Source organism: Paenibacillus sp. ACRRX (assembly GCF_022346885.1).
GTDB lineage: Bacteria > Bacillota > Bacilli > Paenibacillales > Paenibacillaceae > Paenibacillus_B.
The window spans coordinates 792,875-814,653 of the sequence record NZ_JAKRNK010000002.1; the positions used below are offsets into that span (position 1 = coordinate 792,875).

The following is a 21,779-nucleotide window of genomic DNA, read 5'->3' on the forward strand; positions in this document are numbered from 1 at the left end:
GCTTAGCCGGTAAAACCGCAATTACAAGAATAATCCAATTAATGTTGACGATAAAATGGAAGCCAGCGTAGATCCAAACAGCAGCTTTAAGCCAAACTGCGCCACTTCGTCACCACGTTTGTCATTTAGTGCTTTGACAGCACCGGTAATGATTCCAATGGAACTGAAGTTAGCAAAGCTTACCAAGAACACAGATACGATACCAACCGCGCGGTCGGACATACCACTCGCAATCTCTTTAAAGTTAAGCATCGCCACAAATTCATTGGTTACGAGCTTTGTAGCCATAATGCCACCCGCAGATACGGCTTCGGACCAAGGAACTCCCATTAAGAAAGCGACAGGAGCGAATATATAGCCAAGTACGTTTTGGAACGATATTTGGAAGATAGCTTCAAATACCCAGTTGATCATATTCATTAATGCGATAAAACCAATCAACATCGCGCCAACGATAATGGCAACTTTAAAGCCATCCATTATACTCTCACTAATCATTTGGAAGAACGATTCCTTCTTGCCTTCCTCTTGTACAACAGCAACATCTTCCTCTGGCGTCACTTTATAAGGATTGATCAGACTCGCTATAATAAGTGCCGAGAAGATATTTAAGATGATCGCAACTACGACATATTTAGGTTCCAGCATCGTCATGTACGCTCCAACGATCGCCACGCTTACTGCGCTCATTGCTGACGTACACAAAGTGTAGAGTCGCTGTTTGGACACTTGTCCCAATTGTTTTTTTGTCGTTAGGAACACTTCCGATTGTCCAAGCACGGCTGCGGACACCGCAACGTAGTTCTCCAGCTTGCCCATGCCGTTCAGCTTGCTTAAAGCTAATCCGACATACTTGATAATAAAGGGCAGGACTTTAATGAAGTTTAATATTCCGATCAGTACCGAAATAAAGACAATTGGCAGCAATACGTTTAAGAAGAATGTAGAAGCCCCTTCATTCTGCAGACCACCAAATACAAACTCCACGCCGCCTATACCAAACTGCATCAGCTTATCAAAGAGCCCTGATACAAATTTAATCAACACAATCCCGATTTCCGTATTTAATACGATAAATCCGAGCACCAATTGCGTAACGATCATCGCAAATATCGGTTTGTAACGAATACCTTTGCGGTTATTGCTGACCGCATACGCCAGTCCAAAGACAAGCAGCAGTCCTAACAGGGCATACACAAATTTCATTCTATAGCCTCCAGCTCTTTAATGTGTTGCTTTATAATAGCGCTTACTTTCTAACGAATAACACGCTAATCAGTACCCTGATTCGCACGTCCGCAATCATGTACGCCTTACGAATGTAATATACTAAGCATTTGAACTTTTGTAAATACTATTTTGAACAAATGTTATATTCATTCGACTTCATGTTCTTAAATTATTCAATATTGCTTTATTTCCAGCATTTCCACAACGTATTCATTCCCAATTCAACTATTTTGTATCATCTTCTCTTTAATCTTTACCTCCTCACATACCATATTGAACATTTGTAAAATCATAACATCTCAAATTGTTAATTTCTATTTATGTACACACAAGCACAAAAAGAGATACTGCCTTATGACAGTATCTCTAGTATGATCTATTTTTATGAAAGAGCTGTACAGCTAATTCAGATTATCCCGATTCAACAGAAGTCTTGCCGTAAATTGATCTGTAATCAGCACATTGGCATACTTCGCCTGCAAGGCTCCACGAATACCGTCAACCTTTTGTGCTCCGCCCGCAATTAATACCGACTTTTCCTTCTGCCTTAACTCCTCCAATTCAATTCCAATCGTCCTTGCGTTTAACTGCTCGTTGCAAATTCGTCCCTCTCTGTCGATAAACCGCGATCCAATATCACCAACAGCATGTTGGGACAACAATTGAATATCTTCTTCCGTAAAATAACCAAGGTGGAACAATAACGAATCGTTTGCATCCGGAACACCTACTGTAAATAACGCAATATTCGCCTGTCTGCCCAAATCCAGCAGCCTCCGGATATGGCGATCCGCTTCGATTGCTTGCTTCACTACTACATGGTCCACAATGGCTGGCAGCGGTAGATGATAAGGCATCGCGTTATAGGCTTGTCCGAACAAATGTAAAATCTCAGATGCATATGTTTTCTGTTCGGAATGGCTAACGCCCCCCTTGAGCTGTACAATCTGTACATCCTTTAATGCTTTGTGCTCCAGATGTGCAGCAACTTGATACAAGGTCGTTCCCCATGTCGTGCCAATGATATCTCCATCCTTCACGATGCTGTTCACGTATTCCGCTGCAAGCATACCAATGTACTGCTTAATGATCGGCTCATCAAATGCCGGAATCGAAGCGACCAACGCTTGCTCCAACCCAAACGCCTGCTCCAGTTCCTCCTGAAGCTGCTTCCTGTCTTCCCTTGGGTCCATAATACGAATTTCTACGAATCCTTCTTCTTTGGCCTGCTGCAGCAGGCGCGATACCGTTGGACGCGACACGCCGAGTCGACTTGCAATATCTTGTTGGCTGTAGTCGTGCAAATAATACAGCTTCGCTGCTTCGATGCTTTTTCTAATTTTCTCGTATTCCATAGCTCCCCCGTTAATCACGTCCGACATACATCCTGAGTTACCCCCATTGTGGCACAATCAGCTGTACAGCGCAAGGCAAAAAGAACCGTTCGATCCTCCCCTTCACAGGCAGCAATCGAACGGTTCCTTATTAAATGTCTATTATCCATGCTGATGCCGAACTGCCGGCACTGCAGGTACTTTGGAAGCTACCTTTACCGGACGACGTGCCGTACCTGCTTGAACGGTCCACGTGATCACTTTGCCCGCTACGCTTACCGCCAAAATCGTATACAACGTATCCATAAGCGGTAGGAAAAACATCGACACAAGCAATACCGCGACATCAATCAATATAAATACTGTACCTACGCTCAGCTTCGTAATACGACTTATAAACAGTGCTGCAATATCATCGCCGCCTGTCGCGCCGCCGAAGCGAAGCACAATTCCTGCGCCTAATCCAGTCAGTATCCCGGACACAATAGCCGCAAGCAGTAAATTCGAACCAAAATCAAACACAAACGGCGAAAACCGTTCACACAGCTCATAAGTAAGCGAGAATACGCCTGTAGCAATCGCTGTGTTCATAATAAAGGTTCGGCCTTTGAAGAACCAAGCCGCAATAAATACCGGAATGTCGAGCAGCAATACGGTGAGAGCAGGCGACCAGTCAAATGTATATTTGCCGATAAGCGCCAAGCCTACGAACCCGCCTTCTGCTAAATGGTTCTGAAAATTAATGTGATAATAACTAAAAGCAAGTAAAATTGATCCTAACAACATCCAACCTATGTTACGTAATTGTTCGTTTTTCCTCATCTTTGTTCCCTCTCGTCTGTCGCATAGTTTGCCTATGACTGACTGCGGGAATACAAATAGAGGACTTCATCCTTCGATTCATCTTCGTCACGCTTCCTTCGCAGTCAGTCTCATTCGTCAAGTGACTTCACGATCTGCGAGAGAAGCTAGATGTAGGAAAGATCATAACGTTTCCAGATTGTCCTTTGGGGCATCATCCTTCGGGGACGCATTGGTATCCTGATCCTTTCTGTAATTGTTTTTGGGTTAACCTTAGCTAAAGATATTATACCACAATCTATATGCCCTCCAAACCGCATCCATTCTTCAAATATCGCTGCCGTCTGGATTTAACCGCATTTAACGGGAACGAGCCTGAACCAGTCCCATCTATGGTCTGCTTCCTGCTGTATTTGCTCTGCTATGCTCGTGAATTTGACGCATTTACACTTTTCCAACATTTCCTACTTAAGTTGCCCCCCCGTATCCATACTATGGTAAATAACCATAATAGATGATACAGATGTTCAAGAAGCGATCACATTTGATGTGCGTTCGATCACACTGTGATGTTTATCACATCCGTAAAATGACAACTGTAAGCTGCTTGCTGTTATAAACATTTCGCTTTGCTGTCCGCCCTACATGATAGGTTATGCGTCTACCGAAGAGCTTGTCCGGGCAGCAGGAACAACTCAGACATTTTAATGTGACTCAAGCTCATTCAGCCATGTTGACCATTTGGTGCTATAGAGCACTTCACAATCCAGCAGTATCATTTTAACTTTGACCTATAATTAAGGAGGATGTCCTCATGTTAAGTCCACGTACAATTGAATTAGTTAAAGCTACCGTTCCGGTATTGGCGGAACATGGTCCTGCAATTACAACACGATTTTACGAATTGATGTTTACCAATCATCCTGAGCTTCTGAATGTGTTTAACCATGCGAATCAACGTCAGGGCCGTCAGCCGATGGCGCTCGCGAACGCCGTATACGCAGCTGCAGCCAATATCGATCAGTTGGAGACGATTATCCCTGTCGTTAAGCAGATCGCCCAAAAGCATCGCGCGCTGAGCATTAAGCCTGAGCATTATCCAATTGTCGGCAAGCATTTGCTGCTCGCTATCAAAGATGTACTTGGCGAAGCTGCTACGGACGATATTATAAACGCTTGGGCGGAGGCGTACGGTGTAATCGCAGACGTCTTTATTCAAGTCGAGAAGGACATGTACAAGGAAGCAGAGACACAAAGCGGCGGTTGGAAAGACGTGCGTCGCTTTGTGGTCGCACGCAAAGTAGAAGAGAGCGATGTTATCACGTCCTTTTATTTGAAGCCGGAGGACGGCCAAGCGATCGCTTCTTTTGAGCCTGGTCAATACTTGACTGTTCGTGTGCAGCCCGAGGGCCATAAAAATACGCATTATCGCCACTACAGTCTGTCGAATGCACCGAGTTCGGACACTTATCGCATCAGTGTAAAGCGGGAGGACGGCAACGCTAGTTCCCCTGCTGGCGTAGTATCCAGCTACCTTCACCTTGCTGTGCATGAAGGTGATATCATTGAAGCGACTGCGCCCGCTGGTGACTTTACGCTGAAGCGCGGTACTTCCGCGCCGGTTCTACTGCTCAGCGGCGGCGTAGGCTTAACGCCGATGACAAGTATGCTGCATACACTCGCGTCTGAGGAGCCGGAACGCGAAGTGTATTACATCCATGCGGCGCAGAACCGCGCAATGCACGCGTTGAGCAGCGAGATCGCTGCGCTCGTTGAGGAACATGAGCGTGTCCATTCGTTTGTTTGCTACGAGCAGGCCAGCGACAGTGACACATGCGACCATGTTGGCTATATAGATGCGGCTTGGCTGGCTTCCGTTGTACCTGCTGCAATCTTGGCAGAAGCTGATGTATACTTTTGCGGACCTGTCCCTTTTATGAAGGCAATCTATCAGGCGCTGGAAACACTGCAAGTGGACCGCTCCCGCGTACATTATGAATTTTTTGGTCCTGCCGGCTCCTTGGAGCAGTAAGAAAGCTGTCCTAAGCCACGGCCAGACTTCCTGCTAAGCGTGGTCTGTATAATGAAGGCAATCTATCAGGCGCTTATGCATACGAAGTATGCTTGATTGTTCAAGCTGTGCACAGCCGTCAATTCCACCAACAGGTGTGGATTGACGGCTTCTTGTCGTTAATAGTTCCATGCAAGCTAGACCCTGTAAGGAATAAATGGTGTAATTAGCATCAATGCTATTTGATATCGACATCTGGCTATAATCCGCTATAATTAGACCATTGTCATTTTTCATGAAAGGGCGTCTCATCATGTCTCAACAACCAGAATCAATTAACTTCCAGCTTGAACCGAAAAAGTGCAAAGAATCCAGAGTATTTCGGACTGGCCGTGTATTTCCAAATGATGTGAACAATCATAAGACATTGTTCGGCGGCAAATTAATGAGTTTGATCGATGAAGTAGCCTCTATCAGCGCTATGCGGCACAGCCGCTGCAACGTTGTGACAGCTTCCACGGATTCCGTTGATTTCCTGCGGCCGATCCATCAAACGGACTCCGTATGCCTGGAGTCGTTTGTCACCCATACGGGAAGAACAAGTATCGAAGTATTCGTTAAGATTGTCGCTGAAAATTTATATACAGGCGAACGTGTCATCGCAGCCACTTCGTTCCTGACCTTTGTCTCCCGAGATGAGGATGGAAAGCCTTGTCCGGTAGCCCCTGTCGTTCCCGAGACAGAAGAAGAATGCCTGCTGCACGAATCGGCAGCGGAACGCTCTGAGCTGCGCAAGATTCGCCGTCAATCGAGCAAGCGACTCGCCGAGCGTCTGACGACAGGAAAGTATTGGGAGCAATAATGATTAGCCGTCTGTTGTATAGCAGGAGCCGATCACATTTTTGAGACAGGAATCAAAACGCTTTGCAAAATTTAGTCAGCCGTCGAGATCAATCGGCGGCTGGTTACTTACTCAGAGAACCTAACTCCTTTGCACTCAAATCTACTTGTTAATCATAGCGGCATTTTAGAAAACAGTTCCCGCCACAAGTCAATGTGCTGTGTTAAACCACTGTGCGTTTCAACATCGCTTAATTCGATGTATCCAATATAACATGGACTTTTTTCCTGTTGTCCTCACAATTTTTCAGGCCTTCTTGAAAATCGCCAAAATCTCTCATAAATTCTACTTGAAGATGGAATTACTTTCATTCTAAAGAACCATAGATATCTATCTGATTGAATGCTATTCTATTTAAGGAAATATATTACACTTTGAGAGGAGTGCTCTTTTGAAGAAATTTTTTCTCATTCTTTGTCTTTGTTCCTAGTCGTCTGTTTGTTATTGACCGCAACACCTGTTTCAGCGCAGAATACAACTGCAACTAGCAATGTTTTCTACTACGACTATACTGACCTCGACGGGAACGTGGTAGGAAAGCAAAAGAAAGAGGTTACTTTAGGAGCCCCTGTTCATGATTCTAATGGAACTATACACGTTACTGTAACAGAAGTTATTTCTTTTGAACTGAATGATGATTTTGACTTAAAGGATAAGCTAAATACTACTACACGCACTACAACATTTTCCCATGACAAACTCGGAAACAATTATATCGACAACGAATTAGTTACTCCCCTAGAAGTAAATGATGACTTTTCTTCCCTCGACTCTGGCGGCCACTGGAAATACACCAATTATAATTGCGACTCACAAACTCAATGTTACTTGTACACTGGCTCTGGAGTATCTTACAATCTGCAAGATGTACACAACGCGTACAAAGAAAAGTATTTAGTGAAAAACAGTACGAATAACCCTACAATTTCAGACTTTAAGCTTTATGCAACACAAGCTGCTAACTCGGTTTCTATATATAACAATAGCGGAATAGCGTATGCACTAGCTATCGCAGGTACAACTGGAGCAATCCCATTCGTAATGCCATTGCAGCAATAATTGCTGGAGGAACTGCGATAGCACTTGCCTATCAAGGTTACAGCGCTTGGAAAGACCTTAACGATGCCATGAAAAATGCATACTCAATTTTGTAGGTAAACAAGAAAAATCTGCACGAGTAAAATGCAGATTTTTTCTTTAGTCCAATTATTCAGGAGGTTAAGCAGCTATGAAATACAGGCGTCTATTCGTATATTTATGTGGACTTCTAGGCATTGCCATGAGTATCCGTGGTTTATTGCTTTCAATTTCTTTTGGAAAATCATACGTGATAGATGTTGTTGCTCTAGTCTTGTGGATATTATACCTTTACTCTTTTCGTTCTATTTTCAAACAGCAAATTGATAACGAAAAAAAAGGTAGTGCTAATACGTAGATTTAAGTATTGTGTGACGTGTTCAAAAAAACCTAGAATCTTTAAGTATCAGCAATAGAATTTATCCCTTCATCATAACGACGATCAACCATACTCCCGACCAACTAAAAATATATATTAGATGAAAGGCTCTGGAATTTAGTCCAGAGCCTTTATTGCGCTATCATCAAGGCTTCGGCTTTAAATATGTGAAAAAAAGTTCATATTTAAAAACAAGGCAGGAAAAAGCAACATGGAAATGGAAGTATACTTGTAGATTACATAGAAAAGGGGAAAACAAGATGAGTATGACGATGAATGCGCGTCCATATGCGCAGGATCAGGTGAGTGGAGACTCTTATTTTGATGGAGGATTGCTGCAGTACATCGGGTTAACGATTCTAGGCATTATGGTGACGGTGTGTACGCTTGGCATTTGTCTGCCATGGAGCTTTACAATGCTGTATCGTTGGAAAGTAGAGCATACGGTCATTGAGGGGCGACGTTTGGCGTTTACAGGAACCGCAGTCGGTCTGTTCGGCAATTGGATTAAGTGGTGGCTATTGTGTATTATCACGTTTGGTATATACAGTTTTTGGTTATTTATAGCACTGGAAAAATGGAAAGTAAAACATACCCTGTTTAAATAATATCCTTATATTGCATATTAAATACACAAGAGACCGTCCTACAGGAACGGTCTCTTGGCTTTCTTTATTAGTCACACCATTTGACGCTTCCTTAATGCCTGATGCTCGACAGCACTCCTTGCAGCACACCGACATCATATGGAACAGGATACAACATCCGCTTCTTACACGCTCATCGTTATCACTATACCCCTTGCCGAATAAGCCGATTTACTGTCTCGCGACGAACACCAATAAATTGGCCGATCTCTTCTTGCGTGAGCAGATCCGTCACCCGTTCTTCTTTGGCATAACTGTTCATCCACCTCTTCAGCAGCTCCAGTCGTTCCGCCGGCGATCCAATTGTCAGATGATCGATACGCTGCTGCATAAACCGCAGCTTCTCTTGCAGCAGCTTGGCGGCATCTAATGCTTTGTCTGTGCTTATAGCCAATTCCGCGTACCAATCCTTCGCGGAGATGCGCTCCACTTCCCCATGTGTCAAGGCTGTCGCTGTGCCATGAAAATCTTTAGGAGAAATCAGCGAATGGTGCGGCACGACCTCTCCCGGATATAAAATATTAAACAACACAATATTCCCATTCTCATGCAGACGTGTTACTTTATACAATCCACTAATGATACGGTATAAATAAGTGCCAGGATCCCCTTGATGGAACAGCACTTCCCCTTTGTGCAACGTCATTTTCATTATATGCCCCTCCATCTGACCATACTCATACACCGCCCTGTTACCTGCGTCTCTCTCGCCATGTACATGCTCCAAAATACATAACAGCGCTTGATCAGCCTTGTCCACGTCTGTGGATCAGCCACACAGTGTCTAAGCTTCCTGATGTTCTATGTAAACGCCCTGCTCCAAGTAATGCTTGTAGATACGGAAAAAGACCCGCATCCCGAGCCAATATTGCTTATCGCTCTGAATTGGTGTCAACCAATAAATGGCCTGATTCATTGCCTCGTCATGCCCCTCGGCTTCCATGTTCCGGTACCGCTCCAGATCGATATCAAACATGCCCTGCACGACCTCATCAGGTCCTGCTCCTTCCGCACGAAATTCATAGGTAGCCTTGCTTCCTTCCTCTGCAATCCGCTCAAATTGTACATGGTTTATCACTCGTATCCTCCGTTCTGCTATAATCCCCCGTTCATCCCTGATTATAGCTGCTACTTCATGCGCGCATGGGGCCATGTGACCAGCCACCCCTTATTGCGTACCCGCGCCTCATAATACGCACGATCCGTAAATTTGGGGCTTTGGCGAATGTTCATCTCCATTAAGTCTTGAAGGCCCTGCTCCCCCCACGGACATATGAAGGTCAGCGCCCCATCAGCCTCCATTCGTACATCTACAGCCGTCATCAACTCCGGCCAATGCATCATAGCGTCTGCCGTAGAAATAAATGGCTCGTCTCGTCTCAGCATATGCATGCGCGCTTGATTCTTAAACGACCACTTTCGATGCGGCAGCTTTGCTTGAAACGCTTGCTCATATTGTTTCTCAATCGATTCCTGTGTACATATCGAATCATAATAGACAACATCGACATCATTCAAAGGTGTGGGCTCTGCATAACGATGCAATTTGTCCCATACCAAATTGCGTACGTAGCCCGCTCCGATACACCAATCTGGCAAGTTCATCTCCCGAACAGCCTGCAATTCTGACATTCTGATCTCATCCTCAGCAATCCAGGCCAGTATACGCTGCTCTGCCTCATTGAAGCTCCATCTACCGACTCCATCCGTACGGTTCATCAATCAAACCACACCCCTAAGTCCGTGCTAACCGCCAAACGACACACACGATCTAACTGCTGCGCAGTGTTGCGTGATTCCGAGAGTTCAGGCCATTCTCCTATGCGGAAAAATGCCACCTCACTCGTCTCCATGCCTTGTGCAGCACTTCCTCCTGTAATTGTGCACTGGAAAAATAACTTGTACACATCATTCCAGCCAAGTGGGTGCTCATGCTTGTGCTTATCCAACACAGCGAGTAGTCTGACGGCTTCCACCTGGAACCCTGCCTCCTCGTACACTTCCTTCACAACGTTCTCTGCGGCAGACAATCCCCTGTCCGCCCAGCCTCCTGGAAGCGCCCAACGATTATCACTGTTCTCCCGCACAAGCAGCAGCTTGTCTTCATGCAAAATAACGGCTCTTACATCTACTTTGGGTGTCGCATAGCCTTGCTCCCCTGACCACAATTGAACAAGCTGCTCCGCATCTGTATCCGTATGCGAAGCAGCTATAGCTGCGCTTATATGTCTAATCTGTTCAAATCGTTCCACATCAAACGGGTCCTTTGAATAGGCCAAGCCGTTCTGACTAATGGCCTGAAGCTGTCGTGCCCAGAGCAGCCATTGCTTGCTATCCGGCATCACACATGCCCCCTATCCTACATTATCGTAATCGGATGTCATTGAACAGGATATAAAATATTCCTGTTTGCACGTACAGTAAAATCATACCCTTCCTCGCCTCAATGCTCGAACGAACCTGCATCGATACTCCTTGCAGCCTACTTGGTCCTTTTACTTGACTGCTTGAATAGGGATTGTTTGGTATTATCTCAGTGGACGCTTGTGCATCGCATACAATTCATCCTCAACAGCCGCAAAACGATCATTTAACATCTTACGGGCATCTTCCAATGCTTGATTGTAAACGTACGGACCTATCGTCTTCAGCATAAATTCCAATATGTCTGCCGATGCAAGCTCTCCAATTGTTTCTGATCGTTCAACCTCATAATAATGCTGAACTTCACTTACTAGCACTTCCCGTTGTTCCTTCGTTAATTTAATCATCTGCTGCCCACACTCCTTTGTTATAGCCATTGATACATTTCGACAATGTCCTTCTCATTCCTGCCCTTTGGCACTCACTTCCGCTTGATAATCGAATATTTGTTCGTTATATTGAATATAATAAGAACACAAGTTCGTATATTAATTAATTATAACGATATGAAGGAGGAGTCAGATGAGCTCCCGTCCAATGTCCCCTCGAGGGACGCTGCCCCACCACACCGACGATGCACTACTCGTAAAGCATTATGTGCTGCAGACGCTTGTCCTCGATGTTCTGGAGCGTGATATAGCCAGACTAGCTGCTTCCTCGCTGAAGATGGCTTATATTTACATAGAAAGTCTGCGCCAAGCTCAGGACGAGGCGACCGCAGAACTCTATCGCATTCGTAAGCAATTCAGACAAAGAGGAATCAAAGTATACGATGAAGAGCGACAAACTCATGGTATACGCGTACATTACATGTGCAGAGGATACGAGCATTCTTTCTATATGCTGCGCGGCCTGCTGCGCACCGAGGTCACTGGCCTAATGAAGCGTTACTTGCATATTCATTCTTCGACACAACCGGATACGATCGCACCGTAATGGCATCAGGACAAGGCTAAGCCAGGACAGTTCATATTACAGAGCTCCTGTGAAAAGTAGTCGATCTCATCGAATCGACTACTTTTTATTACGGGTTGTATCGAACGCCCTGAATAAACGAAACAAGAGACCATTTACTGGCTTCTACTGCTGAAAAATTCTTTAGCATATTCCACAACACCATGTACTCCTGAAAGACCACCCTCTGTAAGCTCAATGGCCATATAACATTCGTCAGGTACTTCAAATGGAGCTTTAATCTGATATTGACTAGCTTTTTGATAACCAAACTTAGGATAATACTGTTCATGGCCCATAACAATAGAACCTTTATATCCGAGCCGGGAGGCGAGTTGATGACCTTCCATAATCAGGAGCTTCCCTATGCTCTTCTTTTGCACGTCTGGCAGTACAGCAACAGGCGCAAGAGCAACCAGAATATGATCCCTAACTTTTATTTCTGTAAACAGAATATAACCAACGATTCTGTCTTCATCTACAGCTACAAGCGACAACGCTGGAATAAACATGTCGCTTTTTCTTAGTCTGTTTACTAAATGATGTTCATCATGATCTGAATAGTCAGCCTTTTCAAAAGCCTTCCTCACTACATAAAATACCTCGTCAATATCTTCGATGCTTTCTTGTCTTATTACTATACTCATAGTTAACCACCTATTTTAGAAAAAGTGTTTTAATGAAAAATATAACATTTTTAAAATGCTTTACAAAGAAAAAGCAGCTATAGCACTAGACTATACCCACTTTTATGCGTAATAAGGCATCTATCAGGCATACCACCAAATAGACACCGCCTTTCCATTAGATGCTCAAATTATACTTTAAGGGCACCTATACGTCAAACAGTAATATATCAATATTTACATAAATCCCCCTTATAATTTTAGTAAAAACAACGCTATTTGTATAAGTAATTCCAGAAAATTCACTTGCATAACGAATGTATGTTCGGTATATAATAAAACAAGAATATACGTTCCCTTCGTGGATAAATTAAGTATTACTTGCCGCTCTGGCTTTACAATGTTCATAATTTAGGTTAGTACCACGGTCTTAATAATTGGAGGGCTTAATGTGAGTCAAAAAAGTGAAAGGGTTATCTTTTTAGCAGACTGCGAAAGTTTTTATGCGAGCGTAGAGAAAGCGGAACATCCAGAATATAAAAATAAACCAGTAGCAGTAGCTGGCGACCCTACACGAAGGTCAGGTATTATTCTAGCCGCGTGCCCGATTGCTAAAAGTTTTGGTGTGACGACAGCCGAACGGTTAGGGGAAGCCCTCATAAAATGTCCTGATCTTATTATTATGCGTCCTCGTATGCAGCACTATATCGATGTTTCTTTGATGATTACTCAAATATATGAGGATTTTACAGATTTAGTTGAAGTATTCAGTATTGATGAACAATTTCTAGATGTCTCCGCAAGCCTATCGATCTTTGGTGACCCGATCACCATTGCCAAGACGATCCAACAACGAGTAATGATGCAGACAGGAGTAAGGATTCGTATCGGAATCAGTACCAATAAAATATTGGCTAAAATTGCGACAGACATCTGGGCAAAGAAAAATAAAACCGGTATTTTTACCTTACCCCCATCCGATATTACAACCACCCTTTGGAAAGAACCCGTCCATAAAATGTTTGGTGTCGGGTCGCGGATGAGCAAGCACTTTGCCAAACTAGGAATGGTGACAATCGGGGATATTGCAACAACTCCGCTGCCGCAGCTTAAAGATAAATTTCGGGCTCGCTTTGGCAAGCAGTCGGATATTCACGCCGAAGTGATGTGGCGGACGGCAAATGGACTAGATGATAGCCCAGTTACACCGAGTACCTTTCATACGCCGCCAAAGTCCATTGGCCACATGATGACCTTGCCCCGAGATTATGCAGTTTCCGCAGAGATCGATACAATTCTGCTTGAATTGACGGAGGAGGTATGCCGAGATTGTCGGTTGAAAGGATATATGGGCTGGGTTGTAACCGTGAGCTGCATGTGCAGTCCGTATGAATCTCCTACAGGATTTTCACGTCAAATGAAAATGCCAGACCCGACGAACAATACGAATAAAGTATTTGAGACGGTAAAAAAAATCTTTTATCAATATTGGGACCATATGCCTGTACGCCGTGCGGGCGTTATGTTAAGCACGTTGGTGGATGACCAGCACTATCAACTGACACTCTTCGAGGATCAGGAGAAAACTCGAGCATTGGATAAAGTGACCGATACCATTAAAGAACGATACGGCAGTGCAGCAATTGTAAGAGCTTCCTCCCTTACCGGTGCAGGTCAAGCGCTAGAAAGATCCATAAAGATCGGGGGGCATTATAAATGAGTAAAAAGCTGGAGAAGAATGGCCTGTGGGAGTCCAGCCGGATGATGCTGCCGCAGCATCGGGAAGCTTTGTTGAACAGACAACGTGACACACCGAGTGATACAGCAAGCCAACCGAAGAGGGAAGATATTGAATTAATGCGTGATTATATTCTGCTTCCGGTCATGTACACACTGGTAACCAAGAAAATTCACGAAGTTGAGGTCTCCTCTGAAACGTTAAAAGCGCTTTATGCCAAAACAGCCCAGATCCTTGCAACGACTATCTACAAAGACTTGTCCAAAGTGAAGCAACAAATGCTGGAGAAAGAAATTCGAATTATAAATGAAGAGAAGCACGACAGTACAATGCACTTACACTATACCTACCGTAACTATGAGGATAGCTTTATTATAACAAAAGAGTACATGAGGATGGCAATAAGTAAGCGATTAGCTCGATATACGGACAGTCTTATCTCCAAGTTAAGTAACTTATAAAGAGTATTTTGGCTGAATCTATCGGTCACAGTGATGAGAGGCCAGCCAGTGTTCTGGTTGACCTCATCTGACTGTCAGTGCAGCACACTTCTATTTTCAGCCCGAATTGAGCCAGAAGAAAGCCATCAGATCAGCTGTATATCATCAAAGCGTTCAATCGGAACTTGTCCAAATGTGGACTCCTTAAGATCTAACCGGTCGTATATACGCAGGTTTCCAAAATCCAGCCCCGTCAAAGTCTCAAGCAAGGAGACTTTAACCTGAAATGTTTTGTAGGCGCCCAGCACAGGTTGTTCTTCCTTCGCCGTTCCTAGATATTTAATTAAACTCCACTGGGATGTGAGGTATGCCGTGACCGATAGCCAGTCGTTATGATCGATCATAACAGCAATTTTCCAATATTCAGAAGGAATTTGGACATTTCGATACCAGATATCATCCTTGCGGAATATTGGCCCTGTAAATACAGTTGCTTTGCGCTTCATGTTACTCATATGATTTAAAATATAATCCTCTAGCCCCAGCCAAATATGCTGATTAAATTTCTCATGCTGCGGTGAGCAGTTTGTAAAATGAAAGGAATCAATGTTGGCTTGTGCTCCAGCTCCCCCCCAGACTGGATCCCTTCTTCTTACTAAATGTCCTCGATCTAGAGGGTTGTCCTTGTACAATTCATTGCCACATTGATACATCCGGTCGATACGAGGGTCATAGCGCCAATCTACCCTTTCATAATCGGTTAATTGGCTGCCATCAATATTGACCACAGTGTAATAAGCTAATCGCCGGGATTTGCTCATGGCAATGGAGAAATGCGTGTAATGGAGAATAGTGCCACCTTGTTTCAACCTAACCAGGTCTGGTTCAAGATCAATACGAAACGAAGGATGTAGAACTTCATGGGAGTCACCTAGAAACTTGCTGTCATGGCCAGTTAAACCCTCATACCAAACTAAGCTTAACTCCTCTCCTACCGTAAGACTTTCTCCTTCTGGGCCAACTCCTTCAGCAGATAAAATTAAACGATCAACATACTGCTGTTGCTGAGCTGTTAGACTTGGCTTCTTATCTTCAATATACTTGAGGATACTGCTTATTCGAACACCTTCATTCGCAATAAATTCCGCTGGGTTCTGCGGATCAGGGACACCCGAATGATGGAGAGCAACTACCATCCATTCATCATTAAACACGGCAGAACCTGATGAACCTGGCAATGTATCAGCAGAATAGTGAATAAAATTATCCAACATATCTGTTATTTTGTTCTCCCTTACGACCACTGCTTTGGGTGCGCCGGATGGGTGCTGAATAATCGATACGTATTCTCCAATCAGTACCTTACCTGTTTGTTTAACCAAAGACAAATAACCGAATTCAGCTAATTTTGTTCCATCAGAAGCTTGCTCCTCGACTGCTACCAATGTAAAATCCAATTCCTCATTCGTCATGTAAAACTGGTCCGGCATCAGTCGAAAGTTATGAATCACTCGTTCTTTCCCGTTCAGGTCGATTTCATAGTTGAACTGGCCAATGCTGGATAACGCAGTATCCGAATTAGGAAGGACATGATTATTCGTTAGCAGCAGATTAGGGGTCACCAGAAAGCCTGTCCCAAAACCTTCGACTCTTCCGGTTCGATCACGGATCTCAACTCTGCAGATGGCCTTACTGACTTGCAGCCCCTTTTCAAAAAAACTGATTGGAAATAAGTCGCTTTTTCCTAAAATACGTTCCAGCGCCATGCCGTCTCTTGGATCAATAAACTCTTGGCGTTGCGCAGCCCTTTCAGGACTATCCACTTCAAAGGGATTTTTGCGTTGCAGTTCTGACAGATGTTTATTCCGCTCGTTAGACCGCTGTTGATACCGTTGTGCAGTCAGATCATTCTGTTTTGCTTTTAATGAAATACCAATAAATTCGGATGAAGCCTTGTTGATCGGATGGATAAACATAAAGCTCAACCTCCTAATCTTTTATGAGCTTCCTATCTTAATCGTCCTACCCTTACTCTTTTGACGTATCGCAGCTTAATAGTTTGAGAAATCCCCTTAAAATTGAGCTTACTTAGTGCTGGGATAACTGAAAAATCATCGAGACAACCTATGCTTTTTCAGTTCTATAAGTACAGTGCTCTTTGCACTGATACTCTATGATATGCGGCAAAGCTATGAAATATGACAAGATTCTGTCAAACATCTAATAGATTTCAGCATTTGAAAGATAACTAGGGTCTATTGGCATACAGCATATCGATCTTTATCGTCATTGTTTGCTTGACTTATCACGGAGTGTTCAAAAACTAGGTATCTGCGGCGATTCCCCCGTTTCATTAGTCGAATCAATTCACGATATGCTACAATGCAGACATATTCACCTAACGCTGCATCCCCCGTTGCACAAGCTGTAAAGCAAAGGATGTGTTAAATAGATGTGCGGACGTTATACACTAACCATAACGTGGGAAGAACTTCTCATTTATTACGAGTTGGAGGAAGGCCCGTCCATTCCCTGCCATCAACCGCGCTATAATATAGCGCCCGGGCAAACCGCACCCGCCCTTATTCATGATGGGGAGAAACTTAAAGCAGGGCCTCTGCGGTGGGGATTAATACCTTCTTGGGCTAAGGATGACAAGATGGGATGGCGCACCATTAATGCTCGTGCTGAGACGCTGCTAGAGAAGCCTGCGTTTCGTCAACCATTCCAGCGCAAGCGCTGCCTGATTCCAGCAGACAGCTTCTATGAATGGAAGCTTGCTCCCGATGGCAAGAAACAACCGCTGCGTATCGTACCCGCAAATGGAGGCTTGTTCAGTATGGCGGGTCTATACGACACCTGGAGGAATGAACAGGGAGAGAAGATCAGCACTTTTACCGTCGTAACGACAACTCCGAATCGGGCCATGGAGCAAGTGCATGATCGAATGCCGGTCATACTGGGCCCTGAAGAGGCTGTCATATGGCTGGACAGAAGTGTAGAAGAAGTGGATAAGCTGCAACGCTTATTAAAACCTTGCCCGCCTGAGTGGCTGGAGATGTATGCTGTAGATACTAAAGTGGGCAGCGTCAAAAATGATTCGCCTGAATGTATAACGGCGATTAGTGATCCCCCGCTGTTATTCTAAATTAAGGTTACGTTTCAACTACTGATGTATATGCAAAAGGCTGTAAGTCGTCTACCTTCATCGTAGTGACTGACAGCCTTCTGTGGATCAAGCCTTCTGTTCTTGCTGAATCATGTCCATCAGCACATCGGCTTGATGATTAACCGCATCCGAGGCTTCGCGAATCTCCTCCAGCATCGTGCCAAGAAACTCAACGTCGATTAGTACCTCCTGGCTTTGCTGTTGGTGATGTTGAATCTGCTCATAAATAAACGAGAAAAACTCAAACGCTTTACCCGTCTCCCCGTTGCCCGTCTGAATACGGTTGTCCACCTCCTGCATCACTTGATTGATTACAGCAATCTTCTCATGTGTCTTGCCGATCAAATGCTGAATGACAGTTGACGATTCATTGGTCCGCTCCGCCATACGACGAACCTCACGCGCCACAACGGCAAAGCCTTTTCCATGTTCTTCAGCGTGTGCGGCTTCAATTGTTGCATTCAAGGCAAGAAGCTGCGTCTGCTGCGATATCCCCTGTACGATGTCCATAATCTGATGTATCTCTTCAGATATAGAGATTAGCTCCGTCATACGGCCAGTTACATTATTCATCGCGGACACGATATTCTCCATACGTGCTTGCTGCTCACCTAACATCAGGCTGCCATCATGAGAAAGCACGGCTACTGAGTCAGAAGTCTGGTTGCTAGAACGTACTTTATCAAACATACACTGAGATCGTTGGACCATTTCGTTTAAGGCTTGCTGTGTTTCGGCCGTGCTGTGGGATAAAGCTGCGCTTGCCTCAGACACCATACGGCGAACTTTCTCCTTCTCCACCTCTGCCTCGGCGCGAAGACGACTATGCTCCTGCTCGTACGCTTCCAACACAAGCTGCTGCTCCAGATTAAGCATGCGAGTGATCGCCTGTTCTAGGGCCTTATATTCATCCAAAGATATTCCTAATTTGTAAGCGGTTTCTAAAATGGATTGCTGGAGCGTATGAAAAGAGGCGATATACCATTTGGTCGGTAAATGAATGCGGACATGAACATGCGCTACAATGCGGCGTCTCTCTATGTATAGTTCATCGATCTTTCCTTCGAACAGCTGCATCAGATGCGGCCGCAGCGTAAGCTTCAGGCGATCTGTGTGGCTATGCTTGCGGATGATGTCACTTAACAGTTTTTCTTTATTCACCGTGTCATAAAATGAGTCAATTGTTTTGGCAATGCTGTCCTCTACATGAGGCTTCAGCTGCTTTAGCATAGCGAGGTCATGTGTAGTCAACCCAATCATGCGCAGTTGACTCAACATCGCCTGTGATACATCAATACGGCACGAACCACTATCAAGGCTATCGAACATAGAACTTTTTTTCTTACGTAACATGGATAACACGAATCGAATTCCCCCTATGCAGTTGGTTCCTGCTGGTCTCTATACATCGATCATACCACAACTCCCTTAATATGGATATATTTACACAGTAAATAATCAAACAAGGCACATGGCCTTTCCATATGACGACAGCTGCGGAGAAATAAAAAGAAGAACCAGGCGACATCCACCCGGTTCTACTGCAATGCTAACGAAACATTCCCCATAGTTTAAGCAAATGAAACGTATTGTTCGGGTCTATCTTAAGTGAAATAACAAAGTTGACTAGTTGATCTTCCTGTACAATCGTCAACGGCTCGTTAAGAGATTTGGCCACCTGACGAATAAGTGAACGTACTTTGGTACGATCCTGCAAATCATACTTGGTCACGCCATCCAAATGACGCTTAACTCGATCTTTTAACGCAGGATTGCGCAGCTTGGTTTTGATCCGTTCAACCAACTGCGGACTAATCCCATATTTGACATAACTCATAGTAGGGCACACCTCCGGTGCATCTTGCAGCCCTTACAACGAAAAGTAGGCTGCTTTACATGCCCAGTGCATATTGCTGAAACAAACACTGCACTGCACATAATCTGTACCATTGTATGCCCGACAGCTTGTCAACTGACCGTCCAAAAAAATGGAGGTTATTAGTCCATTAACTCACCTTGGAATAATTGATCCTTCTGCATTTCCTCCCGCAGCAACAAATACATCGGTGAGGTCCAATATTCTTCCGCACGAATAAGCTCAGCTGCATCATCGCGTGCCTGCTCCAAAACAGCAAAGTCACTCGCCATATCAGCGAGCTTAAACTCCGGCATGCCGCTTTGCTTGGTTCCAAAGAAATCACCTGGACCACGCAGTTCGAGATCACGCTGTGACAACTCAAAGCCATCTTCCGTCTCGGTCATAATATGCATACGCTCCTGTCCGATCTCAGACTTCGGATCGGCAATCAGCACGCAATACGACTGATGCTGTCCCCGTCCAACACGTCCACGCAGCTGGTGCAGTTGGGACAAACCAAAGCGCTCCGCATCCATAATGACCATCAGGGTAGAGTTTGGCACATCTACACCAACCTCGATGACCGTCGTGGAGACGAGTACATGGGTCTCACCCTCACCAAAAGAACGCATCACAGCGTCCTTCTCTACAGCGCTTAACCTGCCGTGCAGCAGACCTACCTGCAGATCAGGAAATGCCTGCTGCATCTGGACGTGAACGTCAATTACGTTCTGAACATCCAGCTTGTCCGATTCTTCAATAAGGGGGCATATGATATAGGCTTGCCTGCCATCTGCAATTTCGCGCCTAATAAAGTTCAAGATTCGATCCAGCAGTTCATGCTTCACCCAATAAGTCTTAATTGGTTTCCGACCTGCTGGCCGCTCCTTAATAGAGGAGACGTCCATATCTCCAAATGCGGTAATCGCCAACGTACGCGGAATCGGCGTTGCTGTCATCAGCAGCACATCCGGATTAAGCCCTTTACGGCGAAGCACGCTGCGCTGATTAACCCCAAAACGATGCTGCTCATCTGTTACCACAAGCCCTAACTTGCGAAAGTAAACATCGTCTTGAATAAGCGCATGCGTTCCAACCAGTATGTCGACCATTCCCATCTGCAAAGCGCCCAGCAAATCACGCCGCTTGCGTGCTGACACGCTGCCGGTTAATAACGCAACCTGTATACCATGCGGTTCGAACAACTTCGTAAGCGAACGCATATGCTGCTCAGCTAATATCTCTGTCGGGACCATAAGGGCTCCCTGATAACCGGAGCGAACTGCTGCGAATAACGCAACCGCTGCTACTACAGTCTTGCCTGAACCAACGTCGCCTTGCAATAGACGATTCATGCAGAATGGAGAACGCATATCTTGCAAAATGTCCGTCACGGACTTCTTCTGCCCTTCCGTAAGTTCAAAGGGAAGCGAGTGTACAAATTCACGCACAGTGGAATTAGCAACCTCATGTACAACACCATCTGCTCGCTTGCGCGTCAGTGCACGAAACATATGAAGTTTGAGCTGAAATAGGAACAGCTCCTCATATACCATTCTGCGCCGTGCATGCTTGCCTTCCTCCGCATCCTGTGGCTGGTGCAGCGTACGAATCGCCTGCTTGCGCGGCACTAACTGATAGCGCCGCACAAGCTCCTGCGGCAAAATCTCAGGGATCGTCTCCCCAAACTGAGTAAGTGCCTGAGCGATTGTCTTGCGCATCCATTGCTGTGTAATCTTTCCGCCAACGGAATAGACCGGCTGAAGCGTATCTTTGCGGAATACTCCTCGATCCGGAAATTCAGAGGTAGAGACTGTAAGCTGTAATCTGCGCTGATCCCACTTGCCGGTAACCAGAATATCCCGACCTTGAGATAATTGCTCACGCAGATAAGGCCGGTTGAACCAAGTCGCGGTCACCAGCCAGCTCTCGATCATGATTCGGCACGATAAGCGTGATTTCTTGCCGAACCGCTGTAGGACAGGTTCACTTACGATGCGTCCTTCCACCGTAATCTTCTCGCCGTCTTTTACTTCACTTAATTGCCGTACTCGAAAGTCTTCATAGCGAAATGGGAAATATAGCAGCATATCCTGAGCAGTAGAGATGCCAAAGGCGTGAAGCTCTTGTTGTTTCAAAGTGCTCACGCCTTTAATCATCGTTACTGGAATTTGAGAATAGTCAATCATA

Annotated in this window: 22 protein-coding genes; 8 read left to right on the forward strand and 14 right to left on the reverse strand. The window is 44.9% G+C overall.

Annotation, left to right across the window (positions count from 1 at the left end; all coding sequences use genetic code 11):
* Window positions 1–21: 21 nt before the first annotated feature.
* From MH117_RS09045 to MH117_RS09055, 3 genes are all read right to left on the reverse strand, one after another.
* Entirely contained in the window at window positions 22–1,206 is a 1,185-nt protein-coding gene (locus MH117_RS09045; protein ID WP_239328328.1) for a NupC/NupG family nucleoside CNT transporter, read from the reverse strand.
* A 425-nt stretch (window positions 1,207–1,631) separates the two neighbouring features.
* Window positions 1,632–2,585 (reverse strand): sugar-binding transcriptional regulator, encoded by a 954-nt coding sequence (locus tag MH117_RS09050; RefSeq protein ID WP_239328701.1) that lies wholly within the window; start codon window positions 2,583–2,585, stop codon window positions 1,632–1,634.
* Window positions 2,586–2,726: 141 nt separating this feature from the next.
* Window positions 2,727–3,386: a YitT family protein gene (locus tag MH117_RS09055; RefSeq protein ID WP_239328329.1), complete on the reverse strand. Its 660-nt coding sequence runs from the start codon at window positions 3,384–3,386 to the stop codon at window positions 2,727–2,729.
* 793 nt (window positions 3,387–4,179) lie between these two features.
* Between MH117_RS09055 and hmpA the strand changes: the two genes are divergently transcribed.
* A complete protein-coding gene (gene hmpA, locus MH117_RS09060; RefSeq protein ID WP_239328330.1) occupies window positions 4,180–5,397 on the forward strand; it encodes an NO-inducible flavohemoprotein in 1,218 nt (405 codons plus the stop codon).
* A gap of 33 nt (window positions 5,398–5,430) precedes the next feature.
* On the opposite strand, the gene MH117_RS09065 is transcribed toward hmpA, so the two are convergent.
* Window positions 5,431–5,673, reverse strand: a complete 243-nt coding sequence (locus MH117_RS09065) for a hypothetical protein (RefSeq protein WP_239328331.1) — start codon at window positions 5,671–5,673, stop codon at window positions 5,431–5,433.
* A gap of 16 nt (window positions 5,674–5,689) precedes the next feature.
* Here MH117_RS09065 and MH117_RS09070 point away from each other — a divergent pair, with 16 nt between their 5' ends.
* From MH117_RS09070 to MH117_RS09080, 3 genes are all read left to right on the forward strand, one after another.
* Window positions 5,690–6,238, forward strand: coding sequence for an acyl-CoA thioesterase (locus MH117_RS09070; protein WP_239328332.1), 549 nt, complete (start codon window positions 5,690–5,692; stop codon window positions 6,236–6,238).
* Between the two features lie 477 nt (window positions 6,239–6,715).
* Entirely contained in the window at window positions 6,716–7,336 is a 621-nt protein-coding gene (locus MH117_RS09075; RefSeq protein WP_239328333.1) for a hypothetical protein, read from the forward strand.
* A 669-nt stretch (window positions 7,337–8,005) separates the two neighbouring features.
* Window positions 8,006–8,341, forward strand: a complete 336-nt coding sequence (locus MH117_RS09080) for a DUF898 domain-containing protein (RefSeq protein ID WP_239328702.1) — start codon at window positions 8,006–8,008, stop codon at window positions 8,339–8,341.
* A 184-nt stretch (window positions 8,342–8,525) separates the two neighbouring features.
* On the opposite strand, the gene MH117_RS09085 is transcribed toward MH117_RS09080, so the two are convergent.
* The 5 genes from MH117_RS09085 to MH117_RS09105 all read right to left on the reverse strand — a co-directional run bounded on the left by MH117_RS09085 (window position 8,526) and on the right by MH117_RS09105 (window position 11,181).
* The gene (locus tag MH117_RS09085) at window positions 8,526–9,032 is read right to left on the reverse strand and encodes a Crp/Fnr family transcriptional regulator (RefSeq protein ID WP_239328703.1); all 507 of its coding nucleotides are present in this window, start codon (window positions 9,030–9,032) and stop codon (window positions 8,526–8,528) included.
* 132 nt (window positions 9,033–9,164) lie between these two features.
* Window positions 9,165–9,458 (reverse strand): hypothetical protein, encoded by a 294-nt coding sequence (locus tag MH117_RS09090; protein ID WP_239328334.1) that lies wholly within the window; start codon window positions 9,456–9,458, stop codon window positions 9,165–9,167.
* A 50-nt stretch (window positions 9,459–9,508) separates the two neighbouring features.
* Complete coding sequence (locus MH117_RS09095; protein ID WP_239328335.1) at window positions 9,509–10,099, reverse strand: nucleotidyltransferase family protein; 591 nt, start codon at window positions 10,097–10,099, stop codon at window positions 9,509–9,511.
* Window positions 10,099–10,722, reverse strand: coding sequence for an NUDIX hydrolase (locus MH117_RS09100; RefSeq protein WP_239328336.1), 624 nt, complete (start codon window positions 10,720–10,722; stop codon window positions 10,099–10,101). The genes MH117_RS09095 and MH117_RS09100 overlap by 1 nt, the downstream gene beginning before the upstream one ends.
* Window positions 10,723–10,908: 186 nt before the next feature.
* A complete protein-coding gene (locus tag MH117_RS09105; RefSeq protein ID WP_239328337.1) occupies window positions 10,909–11,181 on the reverse strand; it encodes a DUF2164 domain-containing protein in 273 nt (90 codons plus the stop codon).
* Window positions 11,182–11,326: 145 nt separating this feature from the next.
* Here MH117_RS09105 and MH117_RS09110 point away from each other — a divergent pair, with 145 nt between their 5' ends.
* Window positions 11,327–11,740, forward strand: a complete 414-nt coding sequence (locus tag MH117_RS09110) for a YhjD family protein (protein WP_239328338.1) — start codon at window positions 11,327–11,329, stop codon at window positions 11,738–11,740.
* A 134-nt stretch (window positions 11,741–11,874) separates the two neighbouring features.
* Here MH117_RS09110 and MH117_RS09115 read toward each other — a convergent pair whose 3' ends face one another.
* Window positions 11,875–12,405, reverse strand: coding sequence for a GNAT family N-acetyltransferase (locus MH117_RS09115; RefSeq protein ID WP_239328339.1), 531 nt, complete (start codon window positions 12,403–12,405; stop codon window positions 11,875–11,877).
* A gap of 430 nt (window positions 12,406–12,835) precedes the next feature.
* Here MH117_RS09115 and MH117_RS09120 point away from each other — a divergent pair, with 430 nt between their 5' ends.
* Window positions 12,836–14,104, forward strand: a complete 1,269-nt coding sequence (locus MH117_RS09120) for a DNA polymerase IV (protein WP_239328340.1) — start codon at window positions 12,836–12,838, stop codon at window positions 14,102–14,104.
* Window positions 14,101–14,583, forward strand: coding sequence for a YhjD family protein (locus tag MH117_RS09125; protein ID WP_239328341.1), 483 nt, complete (start codon window positions 14,101–14,103; stop codon window positions 14,581–14,583). The genes MH117_RS09120 and MH117_RS09125 overlap by 4 nt, the downstream gene beginning before the upstream one ends.
* A gap of 125 nt (window positions 14,584–14,708) precedes the next feature.
* On the opposite strand, the gene MH117_RS09130 is transcribed toward MH117_RS09125, so the two are convergent.
* Window positions 14,709–16,538 carry a DNA/RNA non-specific endonuclease gene (locus MH117_RS09130; protein WP_239328342.1) on the reverse strand — a complete coding sequence of 610 codons (1,830 nt, stop codon included), beginning with the start codon at window positions 16,536–16,538 and terminating at the stop codon, window positions 14,709–14,711.
* A gap of 476 nt (window positions 16,539–17,014) precedes the next feature.
* Here MH117_RS09130 and MH117_RS09135 point away from each other — a divergent pair, with 476 nt between their 5' ends.
* Window positions 17,015–17,710: an SOS response-associated peptidase gene (locus MH117_RS09135; protein WP_239328343.1), complete on the forward strand. Its 696-nt coding sequence runs from the start codon at window positions 17,015–17,017 to the stop codon at window positions 17,708–17,710.
* Between the two features lie 87 nt (window positions 17,711–17,797).
* Here the strand turns inward: MH117_RS09135 and MH117_RS09140 are convergent, their stop codons facing one another.
* The 3 genes from MH117_RS09140 to recG form a co-directional block, all read right to left on the reverse strand.
* Window positions 17,798–19,084 (reverse strand): globin-coupled sensor protein, encoded by a 1,287-nt coding sequence (locus MH117_RS09140; RefSeq protein ID WP_239328704.1) that lies wholly within the window; start codon window positions 19,082–19,084, stop codon window positions 17,798–17,800.
* A 196-nt stretch (window positions 19,085–19,280) separates the two neighbouring features.
* Window positions 19,281–19,568, reverse strand: coding sequence for a stage VI sporulation protein F (locus MH117_RS09145; protein ID WP_239328344.1), 288 nt, complete (start codon window positions 19,566–19,568; stop codon window positions 19,281–19,283).
* Between the two features lie 161 nt (window positions 19,569–19,729).
* Window positions 19,730–21,778 (reverse strand): ATP-dependent DNA helicase RecG, encoded by a 2,049-nt coding sequence (recG, locus tag MH117_RS09150; protein WP_239328345.1) that lies wholly within the window; start codon window positions 21,776–21,778, stop codon window positions 19,730–19,732.
* Between the last annotated feature and the right edge of the window lies 1 nt (window position 21,779).

What these genes read in the sequence shown, in the direction of transcription:
- MH117_RS09045 (WP_239328328.1), bottom strand. Translation starts at nt 1,206, where the DNA reads ATGAAATTTGTGTATGCCCTGTTAGGACTGCTGCTTGTCTTTGGACTG.
- MH117_RS09050 (WP_239328701.1), bottom strand. Translation starts at nt 2,585, where the DNA reads ATGGAATACGAGAAAATTAGAAAAAGCATCGAAGCAGCGAAGCTGTAT.
- MH117_RS09055 (WP_239328329.1), bottom strand. Translation starts at nt 3,386, where the DNA reads ATGAGGAAAAACGAACAATTACGTAACATAGGTTGGATGTTGTTAGGA.
- hmpA (WP_239328330.1), top strand. Translation starts at nt 4,180, where the DNA reads ATGTTAAGTCCACGTACAATTGAATTAGTTAAAGCTACCGTTCCGGTA.
- MH117_RS09065 (WP_239328331.1), bottom strand. Translation starts at nt 5,673, where the DNA reads ATGAAAAATGACAATGGTCTAATTATAGCGGATTATAGCCAGATGTCG.
- MH117_RS09070 (WP_239328332.1), top strand. Translation starts at nt 5,690, where the DNA reads ATGTCTCAACAACCAGAATCAATTAACTTCCAGCTTGAACCGAAAAAG.
- MH117_RS09080 (WP_239328702.1), top strand. Translation starts at nt 8,006, where the DNA reads ATGAATGCGCGTCCATATGCGCAGGATCAGGTGAGTGGAGACTCTTAT.
- MH117_RS09085 (WP_239328703.1), bottom strand. Translation starts at nt 9,032, where the DNA reads ATGAAAATGACGTTGCACAAAGGGGAAGTGCTGTTCCATCAAGGGGAT.
- MH117_RS09095 (WP_239328335.1), bottom strand. Translation starts at nt 10,099, where the DNA reads ATGAACCGTACGGATGGAGTCGGTAGATGGAGCTTCAATGAGGCAGAG.
- MH117_RS09100 (WP_239328336.1), bottom strand. Translation starts at nt 10,722, where the DNA reads ATGCCGGATAGCAAGCAATGGCTGCTCTGGGCACGACAGCTTCAGGCC.
- MH117_RS09105 (WP_239328337.1), bottom strand. Translation starts at nt 11,181, where the DNA reads ATGGCTATAACAAAGGAGTGTGGGCAGCAGATGATTAAATTAACGAAG.
- MH117_RS09110 (WP_239328338.1), top strand. Translation starts at nt 11,327, where the DNA reads ATGAGCTCCCGTCCAATGTCCCCTCGAGGGACGCTGCCCCACCACACC.
- MH117_RS09115 (WP_239328339.1), bottom strand. Translation starts at nt 12,405, where the DNA reads ATGAGTATAGTAATAAGACAAGAAAGCATCGAAGATATTGACGAGGTA.
- MH117_RS09125 (WP_239328341.1), top strand. Translation starts at nt 14,101, where the DNA reads ATGAGTAAAAAGCTGGAGAAGAATGGCCTGTGGGAGTCCAGCCGGATG.
- MH117_RS09130 (WP_239328342.1), bottom strand. Translation starts at nt 16,538, where the DNA reads ATGTTTATCCATCCGATCAACAAGGCTTCATCCGAATTTATTGGTATT.
- MH117_RS09135 (WP_239328343.1), top strand. Translation starts at nt 17,015, where the DNA reads ATGTGCGGACGTTATACACTAACCATAACGTGGGAAGAACTTCTCATT.
- MH117_RS09140 (WP_239328704.1), bottom strand. Translation starts at nt 19,084, where the DNA reads ATGTTACGTAAGAAAAAAAGTTCTATGTTCGATAGCCTTGATAGTGGT.
- MH117_RS09145 (WP_239328344.1), bottom strand. Translation starts at nt 19,568, where the DNA reads ATGAGTTATGTCAAATATGGGATTAGTCCGCAGTTGGTTGAACGGATC.
- recG (WP_239328345.1), bottom strand. Translation starts at nt 21,778, where the DNA reads ATGATTGACTATTCTCAAATTCCAGTAACGATGATTAAAGGCGTGAGC.